Here is a 13,601-nt window from a genome sequence, read left to right on the forward strand (position 1 = left end):
AATTAATGAAGCAATCCCGACCAAAGCCCTGAAAGGCCACCCATGACCGACATCATCTCCCCGCTGCCCGGCATCTTCTACCGCAAGCCTGGCCCCGACAAGGAGCCCTACGCTGAGGTTGGAGACCGGATTGAGGCGGGCCAGACGGTCGGCGTCGTCGAAATCATGAAGCAGTTCTCCGAGGTGCGCAGTGATGTCTCGGGGACTCTCGAAAGTTTCGCCATCGAGGATTCGGGCACCGTCAACCCGGGCGACGTCATTGCGACGGTGACCGAGGGATGACCGTGGACAAACTGCTGGTCGCGAACCGTGGCGAGATTGCCGTCCGGATCATCCGCGCGGCCCGCGAGCTGGGTATCCAGACGGTGCTGGCGGCCAGTGAGCCCGATGAAGGCTCCTACGCGGCGCAACTGGCTGACGAGGTCCACGTCATCGGCCCTGCCCCGGCCGGAAAGAGTTACCTCAACGCTGAAGCGGTCCTTGCGGCGGCATCGGCCACCGGGTGTGATTCCCTGCATCCTGGCTACGGCTTCCTCTCCGAGAACGCCGGTTTCGCCCGGGCCGTCACTGATCGGGGACTGACCTGGATTGGGCCGTCCGCTGATGCGATTGAGCTCATGGGCAACAAGTCCCGCGCCCGGCAGGCGGCCAGGGCCGCGGGCGTTCCCACCCTGCGCGGCAGCGACGGCGCTCTCACAACCGACAGCGACATTCTGGGTATCGCCGAGAAAGTGGGCTTTCCCCTCGTGGTCAAAGCCTCCGCTGGTGGTGGCGGCAGGGGCATCCGCCTCGTCACCGCAGCACCAGACCTCCTGTCGACGGTGGAGATCGCACAGGCCGAAGCCCAGGCGGCCTTCGGGGACTCCACCGTGTACCTTGAACAATTTGTCCACCGCGCCCGGCACGTCGAAGTCCAGATCATCGGCGACGGAGTCCAGATCATCCACCTGGGTGACCGGGACTGCTCCCTGCAGCGCCGGCAGCAGAAAATCGTAGAGGAAGCCCCAGCCCCCGGGCTGCCCGACAATGTCAGGTCAACCATCCTGGCATCCTCCATCGAGCTGGGCCGCCAATGTCACTACAGCGGGCTTGGCACTGTCGAATTCCTCTACAACCCTGACACCCAGGAGGCAGCGTTCATCGAGATGAACACCCGTCTGCAGGTCGAGCATCCCGTCACGGAAATGATCACCGGCCTGGACCTGATCCGTGAGCAGATTCTGGTGGCGCGTGACGGCGTGCTCCGCCTCACCCAGGAGGACGTCAGGTTCAGCGGCCACGCCTTCGAGTTCCGGATCAATGCCGAAGACCCCGAAAACGGGTTCATGCCGAGCCCGGGCACCCTGGAGCGGCTGCAATGGCCGGGAGGGCCGGGCGTCCGCATCGACTCGGGGGTGGTGGCGGGGTCAGCTGTGGCGCCGTTCTACGACTCCTTGCTGGCCAAGCTCATCGTCTGGGATTCCAGCCGGGACCAGGCGATGGCCCGGTCTGCCGGGGCGCTCGGCGAGGTCCTCATTTCAGGGGTGAAAACCACTCTCCCCTTGCTTAAGGCTGTCCTCGCGCGGAGCGAAGTGGCCGCCGTCGAGCACCATTCCAAATTCATCGAAACCACCCCTGACCTGTTAGGAGCTAGTGCATGAGCGACACAGCCCTGCACCTCAATGCGGCCCGTTACACCTGGGGTGGAGACGAATTTCTCTTCGTCGAAATTGCCGAGGGAATGAGCCTCGCCGCCAACTTCAAGGCCAACGCGATGGCTGCCGCCCTCGGGTCCCGCAAGCTGCCGGGGATCACCGATATCTGCCCGGCCAACGCGTCACTGTTGATCCGCTTCAACCCGGACGACCTCCCGCCCAACGCTCTTGAGGAAGCTGTCAGGGGTGTCGAGGCCGAGGTGGCGCAGATGTCGCAGCACACCCTTCAAACCCGCATCATTGAGGTACCGGTGTGGTACGACGATCCTTACACTAGGGAAACCGGCGCTCGTTTCCGCTCGGGACACCAGCGTCCGGAAGGCAACGACCTCGATTTCGCGGCCCAAGAGAATAATCTGGCGTCGCCGGCCGAGTTCATCAGCCGTCATCACGAGTCTCCATGGCTGGTGTCGATGGTCGGTTTCGTGGCAGGCCTGCCCTTCATGTTCCAGATCGTGCCGCAGGACCAGCAACTCGAGGTACCCAAGTATCTGAGCCCCCGCACCGACACTCCCGCCCTGACCGTGGGCCACGGCGGCTGTTTTGCCTGCATCTACTCGGTCCGGGGCGCCGGCGGGTACCAGATGTTCGGGATCGCCGCAGCGCCGATCTTTGATCCTGCCCAGCGTCTGTCGAATTTTGACGACTTCATGATCTTCTTCAAACCCGGAGACATTGTGAAGTTCAAACCGGTGGACGAAACCGAATACCGGCATATCCAGGAGTTGGTGGCCGACGGGTCATTTACCTACCGGCAGGCGCCCGTGGTGTTCGACCTTGAGCAGGCGCTCGCCCACCCCACCGAATACAACCAGGAGATCATGGAGCACCTCAATGGCCATTAAGATCACCGAGCCCGGGCTTGCAACGACGGTCCAGGACACAGGTCGGCCCGGCTACTACCATGTCGGCATCCCCCAGGGCGGGTCAATGGACCAGCTGTCGGCCGAAATGGCCAACGCGCTCGTCGGTAACACGCCGGCGGAGGCTGTCCTGGAGTGCACCTACATCGGACCTAGGTTCACCACCGATGCCGACGCCGTCATCGCCGTCGCCGGCGCCCCCGTGGACGTGCTGGTCAACGGAACGCCCCGGGAGCAGTGGACCCGGCTTGAGCTGGTCGCAGGCGACGAAGTGTCCTTCGGGATGATCCACGCCGGAACCCGCTACTACATCGCCGTCCAGGGCGGAATCGACGTCCCGGTGGTGCTGGGCAGCCGTTCCACCTACGCGTTGGGTGCCATGGGCGGATTCGAGGGGCGCACCCTCAAAGCGGGCGACACCCTGGACATCGGGGCGGCTGGATCGGAACGCCACGCCTCGGCTGCGGACTTCATCGACGAGTCCCTCCGGCCAACCTTCGCCAAGGAGATCACGGTGCGAGTCATGCCCGGCCTGTATGACCATCGGTTGACCGAGGAAGGCCTTGACACGCTGTTTAGCGCCACGTGGAAGCTAACGCCCGTCGCTGACCGGACGGGCCTGCGATACTCCGGCCCGTCAGTCTCGTGGAAGCCGCGGGTCCAGCCGTTCGGTGCCGGTTCCGACCCGTCGAACATCGTCGACGCCGGCTACGCGATCGGCTCCATCCAGATTCCCGGCGGCAAGGAACCCATTGTGCTCCACCGCGACGCAGTCTCCGGCGGCGGCTACGCCATGGTGGCCACCGTCATCAGCTCCGATATGGATCTGCTGGCGCGGAGTGCTCCGGGAACGCGGACAACCTTCACGCCGGTCACCATGGAAGAAGCCCTTGCCGCCCGCGCGGAAGGGAAGGAGATCAGGTCCAGAATCTGGGGGTCAGCTGGCCAGTGAACGCTGCGATTCATCGAGGGGTGCCGCTGCGCTGCTTTCACGAACAAAGAGCTCGGGGGTCATCCTGACCGACTCGACCCGCTCGCCGTTGATGACCCGCCGCAGCATCAGCATCGCCTGACGGCCAATCTGGAACATCGGCGAGCGCACCGAGGACAGCGGAATAGGCAACTGCGCCGCGAGCGAGGTGTCGTTGAAGCCGACGACGGCGATGTCCAGGCCCAAGGTCAGGCCATGGGCGCGGAAGGTTCCCATGGCTCCGATCGCCGCGAAGTCGTTGACCGCGAAAACCGCTGTCGGTGCCGGACCGGGCTGCCCCACGATGGTTTCCGCTGCGTCCCTGCCGCCCTCAGTGTCGAAACGCGACCAGATCACCGAGCTGTCCGGAAGCTCGCCGCCGAGATCCCGCCAGCGCTGCCGGAACCCGGCGGTACGGTCAAGGGCAGTGCTCGCATACGGTTCTCCGGCGATCAGGGCGACACGGCGGTGACCTGCCTGCCACAGGTGGTCGGCCACCAATTCACCACCAACGACGTCGTCACACGTCGCCGAGGGAAACCCTGGGTGCCGCCGGTTCATGAGCACGAACGGGATCTGTCGAGCACGAAGATCCGGTAACAGGTCGCTGCCGGCGTGCGCGTCGCCGAGGATGAGCCCATCCACGCGGCGGGCCAGCATGATCTCGGCCTTCCGGCGCTGCTCGTCGGTACTGTCGTGCGAATTCATCACGAAGGTCGAGTAGTTATTTTCGGCTGCCGCTTCCTCAATACCCTCATACATCGTGGCCAGCACAATGTCGGAGAGCCGTGGGACGATCACACCGAGGGCCCTGGTGCGGCGGGTCCTGAGGCTCTTGGCCTGGGGATCCGGCGAATAACCGAGCTCGCGGGCCAGGTCCCGCACCTTCCGGGCGGTGGCCGACGACGCGGCGCCACGGGCCACGTCCGACGTGGAATGCAGGACCCTGGACACCGTCGAGGGGTGAATCCCCAGCTCGCTGGCCAGGTCCTTCAGCGTGATCGGCGCACGGCCTGATCCTGATCCTGATCCTGATGCATCCATGAAGCTTCCCCTCCGTCCAGCCATTGCGTAGTACGTCGATTGTTTCAGACAGGAAAACTTTTACCCGAACTCTTGACGAGATCCAGATCACATCCTAGTCTTTTTCTCAACGCAACCCAAACGATTGGGTTGCGTGGGCAAACAGGACATTCACGTCGGCTGTCTGGGGGAAATCGCCCCAGGGCGGAGCATCTGACAGGCGCGGATTGCCGCTTACCCAAACGATTGTGTAGGTGCGTGTCGAACGAATTGGAGGTGACCATGAGCGCAAGCGAGGATCGGTACGTGGTGCTGCTGGCTACCGGTGGCACCATTGCCTCCCGCAACTCCGCCGCGGCCGGCGGCGCCACCGTTGCTGAAGACTCTGGCGCGGCGCTGCTGCAGAGTACGGGGTACGGATCGATCCCGGTCAAAGTGGTCGATGTGATGCGGAAGGGCTCCTACCGGCTCACCTTCCCCGACATGCTGGACATCTGCTCGGAAGTCAAAGCGGCGCTGAGCGACCCTCTGGTGGTGGGCGTCGTCGTCACCCATGGGACCGACACCACCGAGGAAACCTCCTATCTGGCCGATCTGCTCCACAACGACTGGCGGCCCGTGGTTTTCACCGGCGCCCAGTACGCCGCCGATCATGCCATTCCTGATGGGCCGGATAACCTGCGGCGGGCCATCGCCGTCGCCACCTCCCGTGACGCGGGTGGGCGAGGCGCCCTGGTCAGCTTTGCCGGGCAGATCTTCCATTCGGCGGGAGTGCGGAAGGTTCACACCACCGCCCATGCGGCCTTCGACAGTCCCGACAGCATCCCGGCCGGCAGCGTCACCGGCACCGGCGTCGTGTCGATGGACTCCCGCCCGGCCCGCTTCGAACCCCTGCCCGCCCCCCAGACAGGCGACGACGTCGGTTTCCCCCGAACCGACGTCGTCGCCTCCTACCCCGGCGCCGACGCAGTGATGATCGAGGCCGCGCTGGCGGCGGGAGCAGCAGGAATCGTGCTGGAGGCCACGGGGATCGGCAACGCTAACCCCGTCCTGTGCACGGCGGTTGCGGAGGCGACGGCCGGAGGCGCCGTCGTTGTCACAAGTACGCGGGTCCATGCCGGACCTGTGGTGCCGGTCTATGGCACGGGCGGCGGGAAGGACCTCCTCGCCGCGGGGGCGATCCCGTCCGGCCTCCTCCGCCCGGGGCAGGCGAGGATTCTGCTGCAACTGCTTCTCGCCCTCGGGATGACCCGCCCCCTCATCGAACAACATTTCCACCGGCGGGGCCTCCTGGTCCCGCAGGACAGCGACGCCCTGACCGCTTTGACCCCATCGAAAGGCTGACCCATGACTAAGAACATACAGATTGCATTCGGCGTAGACGTCGACGCCGTTGCTGGCATGCTCGGCTCCTACGGCGGCGAGGACTCCCCCTGCGACATCTCGCGCGGGCTGTTCAGCGGCGAGGTGGGAGGTCCCCGCATTCTCCGACTTTTCGAAAAGTACAACCTTCCCTCCACCTGGTTCATCCCGGGACACTCACTGGAGACCTTCCCTGAGCTGACCCGGATGGTGGTGGAGGCCGGTCACGAGATCGGGGTCCACGGCTACTCCCACGAAAACCCGATCGCGATGACCCGTGAGCAGGAAACGGCCATCCTCGACCGGTCGATCGAACTCATTGAGCAGGTCTCCGGGAGGCGACCCACCGGGTATGTGGCGCCGTGGTGGGAGTTCTCAACCATCACCAACGAAATCCTGCTTGAGCGGGGCATCAAGTACGACCATTCCCTGATGCACAACGACTTCGAGCCGTACTACGTCCGGGTGGGCGACAGCTGGACGAAGATCGACTACAGCAAGCCCGCCGAGGCGTGGATGAAACCGCTGGTGCGCGGCCACGAAACTGACCTGGTGGAGATCCCGGCCAACTGGTACCTCGACGATCTGCCTCCCATGATGTTCATCAAGGCGGCCCCCAACTCCCACGGATTCGTCAATCCCCGCGATATCGAGCAGATGTGGAAGGACCAGTTCGACTGGGTTTACCAGGAGATGGACGACGCCGTCTTCACCATGACCATCCACCCCGATGTGTCGGGCCGCCCCCAGGTCCTGCTCATGCTTGAGCGCCTCATCCAGCACTTCAACTCGCACGACGGCGTTACCTGGCGGACGTTCGACCAGATCGCCGACAAGTTCCTGTCCGACAATCCCAGAAAGGAAGCCAACTCATGAAGGCTCCGGCACTGATTGACCTGTCCACGCCCACCGCTGACGAAAAACGCGCGCTGCCCATCTTCAGCAAGAAAAACACCAATACGGCGATGATCCTGGCACTGCTCGCGTGGACCGTCGCGGTCTTCGACTATGGGTTGTTCGGCACGCTGCTTCCCGCCATGCAGGAAGAATTCGGGTGGACCGAGACCGAGGCCTACGCGATCAACACCTGGATTGCTGTTGGCACGGCGATCGTCTGCTTCGGCATCGGCCCGGTAATTGACCGGCTCGGCCGGCGCAAGGGAATGATGCTCACCGTCGGTGGCACCGCCGTCGTGTCAGCGCTCACCTCGGTGATCCCCGCCGGACTGGGTTTCATCAGTAACGCCATGCTCGTGGTGGTTCGCTCCTTCGGTGGGCTCGGCTTCTCGGAGCAGGCCGTCAACGCGACCTACATGAACGAGGTTTTCCAGGTCACTGAGGACGAAAAGAAGCGCAAGCGTCCAGGCTTCTACTACTCCTTCGTCCAGGGCGGCTGGCCGTTGGGCTTCCTGCTTGCGGCTGCCCTCGCCTTCGCCTTCCTACCCTCCCTCGGGTGGCGTGCGCTGTACATCATGGCGGCCATCCCCGCGGCAATCATCGTGTACCTGATCGCGAAGAAGCTCAAGGAAACCCCTCAGTTTGAACTGCACGAGAAGCTGACCCAGCTGGAGAAGTCCGGCAACGTAGACGAAGCCCACGCGCTGGCCGGCTCCTTCGGCGTCCAGCACTCCTCGACGGCTCCCCTGAAGCGCATCTGGGAACCACAGCTGCGACGAAACACGATCGTCTTCTCCCTGGCCTGGATTGTGAACTTCTTCGGCATCATGGTCTTCAGCATCCTGGGTTCCTCGGTGCTGGTGAACTCCCGCGGAGTGGAACTGTCAGACGCCTTCTGGATGCTGATCGTCATCAACGGTCTCGCCTACTTCGGCTACGTCTTCCACGGCTGGTTCGGCGATGTCATTGGCCGGAAAAAGACCATCATCATCGGCTGGATCATCTCCGGCATTTCCTTCTCGGTCATGCTCAGCCCCATCGCTTCCACCCCCTTCCTCATCATCCTCACCTACGGCGTCGGGCTCTTCTTCCTGGTGGGCCCGTACGCAGCCATCCAATACTTCATGGCCGAGTGCTACCCGGTCAGCTGCCGGGCCACCGGGCTGGCCTTCATCGGTGCGATGAGCCAGCCGGGCATCATCCTCGGCGGAGCGTTGTTCACTGTGGTCACCGCTGCCGCAGGGACCACAGCGGCGGCCCTGTGGGTCGGCGCCCTTGGCACCCTGATCTCCGGGTTGCTGATGATGATGGCGAAGCCCATCCCCAAGGAGCTGCTGGAGGACCCGAGTGCCTGAGTCACCTGTAGCCATCATTACCGGCGCTGCCAGCGGTATTGGACGTGCTCTCGCCGTCCACTACGCGCAACGCGGGGTCCGCTCGATCATCGGCACGTTCCCCGGCGATCCGCACGACCCGGAGGAAACCCTCCACCTGGTGGAGCAGGCCCGTGGCCAGGCCTGCATCCAGGAAGTGGACGTGAGGAACACCGAGTCTGTGGAGACCTTCGCAGACCGGGCGCTCACCGAGTTTGGACGGCTGGACTACGCGGTGGCCAACGCCGGCGTGCTGCGCAACGCACCCCTGGGTGAGCTATCCGACTCTCGCTGGAACGACATGCTCGACGTCGATCTAACCGGTGTGCTGCGGACCCTGCGGGCCGGCTCCACCCGTATGGACGACGGCGGCGCCATGGTCGCCGTCTCGTCCATCGCGGGTGGAGTCTACGGCTGGGAGGAGCACGCGCACTACGCGGCGGCCAAAGCGGGAATCCTCGGGCTGGTGAGGAGTATCGCCGTCGAACTGGGTCCCCGCGGGATCCGGGCCAACGTGGTCATTCCCGGACTGATCGAAACTCCGCAGTCCCTGGATCCCGTGAACTCGCTCGGCCCGGACGGCCTGGAACGGGCGGGGCAGGACATCCCGTGGGGCCGCGTGGGGCGGCCGGAGGAGGTAGCCAGTGTGATTGGGTTCCTCACTTCGGCCGACGCTGCCTACGTGACCGGGCAGTCCCTGATTGTCGACGGCGGCCTCACGGTCAAGATGAAGGCATGAGTACCGCCCGGACCGTCGTCGTCACCGGCGGTGGGAGCGGCATCGGAGCGGCAATCGCCGAGGCCTTCAGGGCAACCGGTTCGCGGGTGGTGGTGCTGGACCGGACGCCCTCGCCCCACTCGATTACCGTCGACGTGGGGGAGGAAGTTAGCGTGGTGGCTGGCTTCGCTGCAGCGCGGGCGGAGCTGGGCAGCATCGACATCCTGGTCAACAGCGCGGGACTGCTCACCGAATCACCGCTTCAGGACATGTCTTTGGCCCGGTGGCAGGAAACTATCACGGTCGACCTGACGGGGGTCTTCCTTTGCTGCCGCGAGGTGGTCGCAGACATGCGGGCGAACAAGTGGGGGCGGATCATCAACATTTCGTCCCAGCTGGGCATCAAGGGCGGCACTGGGCTCAGCCATTACAGTGCGGCGAAGGCGGGTGTGATCGGCATGAGCAAATCCCTCGCCCTCGAGGTGGCTGGCGACAATGTGCTGGTCAACTGCATAGCTCCGGGACCGATTGAAACACCGCTGGTGGAGGGGATCTCTGAAGACTGGAAAGCCGCCAAACGGAGGGAGCTTCCCTTGGGCCGCTTCGGCACTCCGGCCGAAGTTGCACCCGTCGCCCTGCTCCTCGCCAGCGACCCCGGCGGAAACCTCTTCGTCGGACAAACGTTGGGGCCCAACTCCGGCGACGTGATGCAGTGATGATTCCCAGTATTTGTCCCGCACGTGAAAGAAGCGCCGGGTAATGTGTGGCGCCTGCGGGCGGACCGTCACTGCCGATGAGGTGCTCGGCCCAGTCAGCACCCTCCGTCACCGGCTGATTGCGGCGCAGACCATCAACGCCCTCTGCCACGGCCTGCCAGGTATCCCCAGCGTGCAAGCTGCTGGGGATACCTGGCTGGTCCGCGGGGTGACCGGCGCCGTCATCCAATGCACAACGGTCACTGACGTATGGCTGACCATTCTGAACGACCCCGCTGCGACACTCCACCGGGACAGACTGTTGCAGCGGATACGGAGCCGCACCGTGATTGAGACGGGGGTCGCCCTGAACGTCGTCAATGCCGGGCTTGGGCTGTGCTCGACCCTTGTCTTGGGTAAGGCTTAGCCAGGATACCGTTGCCAATTACTGTGATCGCGTGTGATCATCCTCACTATTAATTTGCATCACTCGTCCCTGGTCTCTTAGTGTAGGTACATCTTGTCCGTACAACTTTGAGTTGCCGTCGTTTTGCGACAGCCCCGACCAGAGAGAAGATTCGCCATGGTAGCCGAATCCCTTCCCAAGTCCCGCGTCCCCCTGTTCGACAGCATGAACCGCATCCCCGGCGGGTTGATGCTCATTCCCCTGATTCTGGGGTCGATCGTCGGAACCTTCTTCCCCGCCTTCCTGGAGATGGGCAGCTTCACCACCGCCCTCTTCAAGGACTCGGCACTCCCCCTGATCGCGATCCTGATCTTCGCTACCGGCATGCAGATCACCGCCAAGACCTCCGGCCCCGTCCTCGCGACCACCGGGGTCATCCTCCTTTTCAAGACCATCATTCCGGCCGCCCTGGTTGCCGCATTGGGCCTGATGGTCGGCATCGACGGGATCCTCGGCATCTCCATCCTTGCCCTGCTGGCCTCCTTCGATAACAGCAACGGCGGTCTCTGGCTCGCCTTCACCGGGCGCTACGGCGACAGCCGGGACCGCGGCGCCTACATGGCCTCCGCGGTCAACGACGGCCCGTTCTTCACGCTGCTGTTCCTCGGCATCTCAGGACTCGGCAACATCCCGTTCCTCGTCCTGCTGGCCGCGATCATCCCCCTGATCCTCGGGTTCATCGTCGGCAACCTGGACCGCAAATGGACCGAGGTCATGCGCCCGGTTCCGAACATTGTGATCCCGTTCTTCGCCTTCGCCCTCGGCACCGGCATCAACCTCGGCAACGTCCTCACCGGCGGTCTCTCGGGCATCTTCGTCGGCATCGCCGCCACCCTGATCACCGGCGCCCTGGTCTACTTCGGTTACCGCTTCATCCTGCGCCGCGGTAACAAGTCCGGCATCGGCATCGCCTCCGCCACGACCGCCGGCAACTCGATCGCCACTCCCGCCGTCGTCGCTGCAGCCGATCCCACCTTCGCTCCCTTCGTTGAAGTTGCCACGGCACAGGTCGCCTCGGCCGTCCTCGTCACGGCGATTTTCGCGCCGCTACTGGCCAGCTGGGTCCTCAAACGCCAGGGAGGCCTCTACGGCGAGAATGACGCCCCCGACGGCGACGCGCGCGCCGCCGCGGCTCCGCACGACGACGGCCGTCCCGCCGGAACCCACAACTCACCGCAGGCTGATCCGTGACCTCTGCCCCCTCCGGCCCGGCGCGGGTCATCGGTATCGCAGCCGATGACCTGACCGGGGCCAACGATTCGCTGGTCCAGTTCGCCGGCGCGGGGTGGACCTCCCGCCTCGCCCTCGGCGGGCTCGACCCCCAGCACACGGGCAGCACGCTCGCGACGGTAACCGATTCCCGGGCGCTGCCGCCCGCCGCCGCCTCCGCAGTGACTGCCGACGCCGTCGCGCGGCTTCTGGTTGCAGGCGCCGACCGGTTGTACGTCAAAATCGACTCAACCATGCGCGGCAGCATCCCGGCCCAGATTGACGGTGCGCTGCATACCTGGCGGCAGCATCACGCCGGAGCGTTCGCCGTCGTCTGCCCCGCGTACCCGGCGATGGGCCGCACGGTTGCTCAGGGCCAGCTGCTGGTCAACGGCGAACCGGTCGAATCCACGTCCGTTGGACGGGACCCGGTGACCCCTGTGAGCACCAGCGATCTGTCCACCCTGATCCCCGGCAGCCGCAGCATCCGCCTCGGAAACGGCACGGCGACGGAGCAGGCCCATCGGCTGGCCGAGGCGTCAGGGCACGAAGGTGCCACCGTCGTCGTCGATGCAGTCACCGACGCCGACCTAGACCAGCTGGCCGCGGCGCTCAGCGAACTGGGTCCCTGGGCGGTGCCGGTCGGCTCGGCCGGCTTGGCGGCCGCTTTGGCGTCACGCTGGGGATCCGACGCCGGACTTTCTGTCCTGTCGCGTTCAGCCAGCTCTCCCACTGGACCGGTCCTGATTGTGGTCAGCTCGTTGCATGACGTGTCCCGAGGACAGGCTGAGCGGCTGATCAACGAATCGGCCGACGACGATCTGCTGGTGCTGCGTCCCGCCCTCACCGACGTCCGCAGCCGGGCCTCGGCCCTGGCGTGGGCTGCCGCCCAGGAGCGGTCCGTTGCGCAGCAGGCCACCCTGCTGCTCTCCCCCACCGATCGTGGCAACACCCCTGATGCCCTGACCGGCGCGGAGATTGCGGACAGGCTGGCGGCGATTGCCGGCGTCGTCCTGGCCGAATCAATCCTGCCCCAATCCACTGCGGCGGCGCTCGTCCTGATGGGCGGGGACGGTGCCCGCGCGGTCCTGCGGGAAACCGTTGCGCAGTCCGTGGTCGTGGCCGGCGCCCTGCAGGAAGGCGTGCCGGTCGGCGTCGTCGACGGCGGCACCGCCCACGGGCTGCGCGTCGTCACCAAGGCCGGCGGGTTCGGCACCCCCGATTCGCTGACCGATATTGTCCACCAACTTTGCAACTTATCCCCATCCTCGGAGGCACTTCCATGACCATCCCTACTCTTGCCCTGACCATCGGCGACGTGGCGGGTATCGGCCCAGAGATCACCGCGAAGTCGCTGCTCGGCCACGACGACCTGCGCGCCGAATGCCGCCCGATCGTGATTGGCGATGAGGCCGCGATGCGCGCCGGCGTTTTCAACGTGGGCGGGGATCTGGACAAGGTCCGCGTCATCGGCTCCGTCGCCGAAGCCACCAATGAGCCCGGCACGATCGAGCTGATCCAGACCGGGCCGTCCCTTGCACATGTGCCTCTGGGGGAGCTCCACCCCGACGCCGGCGACGGTTCCTACCGCTTCGTCGTCGAAGCCTGCCGGCTGGCCCGCGAGGGTCAGGTGGACGGCATCGTCACCGCCCCGCTGAATAAAGCGGCTATGCATGCTGGCGGCCACAAATGGCCCGGTCACACCGAGTTGCTCGCGCACGAATTCGGCGTCGAGAACTTCTCACTGGTGCTCTCCGCTGGGGACCTGTACTTCTTCCACCTCACCACCCACGTGTCGCTGCGCCAGGCCATCGAGGACATCACCCCGAAACGCACCCGCAGCGTCATCGACCTGGTCAGCGCGTTCACCAAGGCGCTCGGCAACCCGGACGAGCCCATCGGCCTGGCTGGATTGAACCCCCACGCCGGCGAGAACCGGTTGTTCGGCGACGAAGACGCCGACATCCTGGCACCCACGGTCGAAGCCGCCCGCGCGGCGGGGATCAATGTGACCGGCCCGCTACCCGCTGACGCGCTCATCCCAGCAGCCGTCAAGGGCAAGTGGAACATGGTGATTGTCTGCTATCACGATCAGGGTCACGCCCCGTTCAAGGCTGTGTACGGCGACGACGGCGTTAACATCACCGTGGGCCTTCCGGTCGTCAGGGTGTCGGTGGATCACGGCACCGCGTTCGACATTGCCGGCCAGGGCATCGCCCGCGAGGCGAGCCTGGTGTTGTCCCTCCGCCGGGCAGCCCAGCTCGCTCCCGGGTGGGACCATGTGTGGCAGACCGCCCGGCAGGGCTAGCGCCTGGCCGCTAGCCATTGAAC

14 protein-coding genes are annotated in these 13,601 nt (G+C 65.0%); 13 read left to right on the top strand and 1 reads right to left on the bottom strand.

What is annotated here, in order from left to right; all coding sequences use genetic code 11:
• Positions 1 to 42: 42 nt before the first annotated feature.
• The 4 genes from IWX64_RS04465 to IWX64_RS04480 are packed head-to-tail and all read left to right on the top strand — an operon-like array spanning position 43 to position 3,509.
• Positions 43 to 282 (top strand): acetyl-CoA carboxylase, encoded by a 240-nt coding sequence (locus IWX64_RS04465; RefSeq protein ID WP_196865959.1) that lies wholly within the window; start codon positions 43 to 45, stop codon positions 280 to 282.
• Positions 279 to 1,640 (top strand): acetyl-CoA carboxylase biotin carboxylase subunit, encoded by a 1,362-nt coding sequence (locus IWX64_RS04470; protein WP_334683156.1) that lies wholly within the window; start codon positions 279 to 281, stop codon positions 1,638 to 1,640. Before IWX64_RS04465 ends, IWX64_RS04470 begins: the two co-directional genes overlap by 4 nt.
• Complete coding sequence (locus IWX64_RS04475; RefSeq protein WP_196865960.1) at positions 1,637 to 2,539, top strand: 5-oxoprolinase subunit B family protein; 903 nt, start codon at positions 1,637 to 1,639, stop codon at positions 2,537 to 2,539. The genes IWX64_RS04470 and IWX64_RS04475 overlap by 4 nt, the downstream gene beginning before the upstream one ends.
• Positions 2,529 to 3,509 carry a biotin-dependent carboxyltransferase family protein gene (locus IWX64_RS04480; protein WP_196865961.1) on the top strand — a complete coding sequence of 327 codons (981 nt, stop codon included), beginning with the start codon at positions 2,529 to 2,531 and terminating at the stop codon, positions 3,507 to 3,509. The genes IWX64_RS04475 and IWX64_RS04480 overlap by 11 nt, the downstream gene beginning before the upstream one ends.
• Here IWX64_RS04480 and IWX64_RS04485 read toward each other — a convergent pair.
• Positions 3,495 to 4,571, bottom strand: a complete 1,077-nt coding sequence (locus IWX64_RS04485) for a LacI family DNA-binding transcriptional regulator (RefSeq protein ID WP_196865962.1) — start codon at positions 4,569 to 4,571, stop codon at positions 3,495 to 3,497. The two genes, IWX64_RS04480 and IWX64_RS04485, sit on opposite strands and share 15 nt — an antisense overlap.
• 261 nt (positions 4,572 to 4,832) lie before the next feature.
• Here IWX64_RS04485 and IWX64_RS04490 point away from each other — a divergent pair, with 261 nt between their 5' ends.
• From IWX64_RS04490 to pdxA, 9 genes are all read left to right on the top strand, one after another.
• Entirely contained in the window at positions 4,833 to 5,894 is a 1,062-nt protein-coding gene (locus IWX64_RS04490; RefSeq protein WP_196865963.1) for an asparaginase, read from the top strand.
• 3 nt (positions 5,895 to 5,897) lie between these two features.
• Positions 5,898 to 6,788, top strand: a complete 891-nt coding sequence (locus tag IWX64_RS04495; RefSeq protein ID WP_196865964.1) for a polysaccharide deacetylase family protein — start codon at positions 5,898 to 5,900, stop codon at positions 6,786 to 6,788.
• On the top strand, positions 6,785 to 8,164 hold the full coding sequence (locus IWX64_RS04500) for an MFS transporter (RefSeq protein ID WP_196865965.1): 1,380 nt from the start codon (positions 6,785 to 6,787) through the stop codon (positions 8,162 to 8,164). Before IWX64_RS04495 ends, IWX64_RS04500 begins: the two co-directional genes overlap by 4 nt.
• A complete protein-coding gene (locus IWX64_RS04505) occupies positions 8,157 to 8,921 on the top strand; it encodes an SDR family NAD(P)-dependent oxidoreductase (RefSeq protein WP_196865966.1) in 765 nt (254 codons plus the stop codon). The genes IWX64_RS04500 and IWX64_RS04505 overlap by 8 nt, the downstream gene beginning before the upstream one ends.
• Positions 8,918 to 9,616, top strand: a complete 699-nt coding sequence (locus IWX64_RS04510) for an SDR family NAD(P)-dependent oxidoreductase (protein ID WP_196865967.1) — start codon at positions 8,918 to 8,920, stop codon at positions 9,614 to 9,616. Before IWX64_RS04505 ends, IWX64_RS04510 begins: the two co-directional genes overlap by 4 nt.
• A 43-nt stretch (positions 9,617 to 9,659) precedes the next feature.
• A complete protein-coding gene (locus tag IWX64_RS04515) occupies positions 9,660 to 10,022 on the top strand; it encodes a hypothetical protein (protein WP_196865968.1) in 363 nt (120 codons plus the stop codon).
• Positions 10,023 to 10,178: 156 nt separating this feature from the next.
• A complete protein-coding gene (locus IWX64_RS04520) occupies positions 10,179 to 11,252 on the top strand; it encodes a 2-keto-3-deoxygluconate permease (RefSeq protein ID WP_196865969.1) in 1,074 nt (357 codons plus the stop codon).
• Positions 11,249 to 12,556, top strand: a complete 1,308-nt coding sequence (locus IWX64_RS04525; RefSeq protein ID WP_196865970.1) for a four-carbon acid sugar kinase family protein — start codon at positions 11,249 to 11,251, stop codon at positions 12,554 to 12,556. Before IWX64_RS04520 ends, IWX64_RS04525 begins: the two co-directional genes overlap by 4 nt.
• Positions 12,553 to 13,578, top strand: a complete 1,026-nt coding sequence (gene pdxA / locus IWX64_RS04530) for a 4-hydroxythreonine-4-phosphate dehydrogenase PdxA (RefSeq protein ID WP_196865971.1) — start codon at positions 12,553 to 12,555, stop codon at positions 13,576 to 13,578. Before IWX64_RS04525 ends, pdxA begins: the two co-directional genes overlap by 4 nt.
• The last annotated feature ends 23 nt before the right edge of the window (positions 13,579 to 13,601 follow it).

The sequence above is a fragment of the Arthrobacter sp. CAN_A212 genome (genome assembly GCF_015752345.1).
GTDB lineage: Bacteria > Actinomycetota > Actinomycetes > Actinomycetales > Micrococcaceae > Arthrobacter_D.

What these genes read in the sequence shown, in the direction of transcription:
- IWX64_RS04480 (WP_196865961.1), top strand. Translation starts at nt 2,529, where the DNA reads ATGGCCATTAAGATCACCGAGCCCGGGCTTGCAACGACGGTCCAGGAC.
- IWX64_RS04520 (WP_196865969.1), top strand. Translation starts at nt 10,179, where the DNA reads ATGGTAGCCGAATCCCTTCCCAAGTCCCGCGTCCCCCTGTTCGACAGC.
- IWX64_RS04485 (WP_196865962.1), bottom strand. Translation starts at nt 4,571, where the DNA reads ATGGATGCATCAGGATCAGGATCAGGATCAGGCCGTGCGCCGATCACG.
- IWX64_RS04465 (WP_196865959.1), top strand. Translation starts at nt 43, where the DNA reads ATGACCGACATCATCTCCCCGCTGCCCGGCATCTTCTACCGCAAGCCT.
- IWX64_RS04500 (WP_196865965.1), top strand. Translation starts at nt 6,785, where the DNA reads ATGAAGGCTCCGGCACTGATTGACCTGTCCACGCCCACCGCTGACGAA.
- IWX64_RS04495 (WP_196865964.1), top strand. Translation starts at nt 5,898, where the DNA reads ATGACTAAGAACATACAGATTGCATTCGGCGTAGACGTCGACGCCGTT.
- IWX64_RS04510 (WP_196865967.1), top strand. Translation starts at nt 8,918, where the DNA reads ATGAGTACCGCCCGGACCGTCGTCGTCACCGGCGGTGGGAGCGGCATC.
- pdxA (WP_196865971.1), top strand. Translation starts at nt 12,553, where the DNA reads ATGACCATCCCTACTCTTGCCCTGACCATCGGCGACGTGGCGGGTATC.
- IWX64_RS04475 (WP_196865960.1), top strand. Translation starts at nt 1,637, where the DNA reads ATGAGCGACACAGCCCTGCACCTCAATGCGGCCCGTTACACCTGGGGT.
- IWX64_RS04470 (WP_334683156.1), top strand. Translation starts at nt 279, where the DNA reads ATGACCGTGGACAAACTGCTGGTCGCGAACCGTGGCGAGATTGCCGTC.
- IWX64_RS04490 (WP_196865963.1), top strand. Translation starts at nt 4,833, where the DNA reads ATGAGCGCAAGCGAGGATCGGTACGTGGTGCTGCTGGCTACCGGTGGC.
- IWX64_RS04515 (WP_196865968.1), top strand. Translation starts at nt 9,660, where the DNA reads ATGTGTGGCGCCTGCGGGCGGACCGTCACTGCCGATGAGGTGCTCGGC.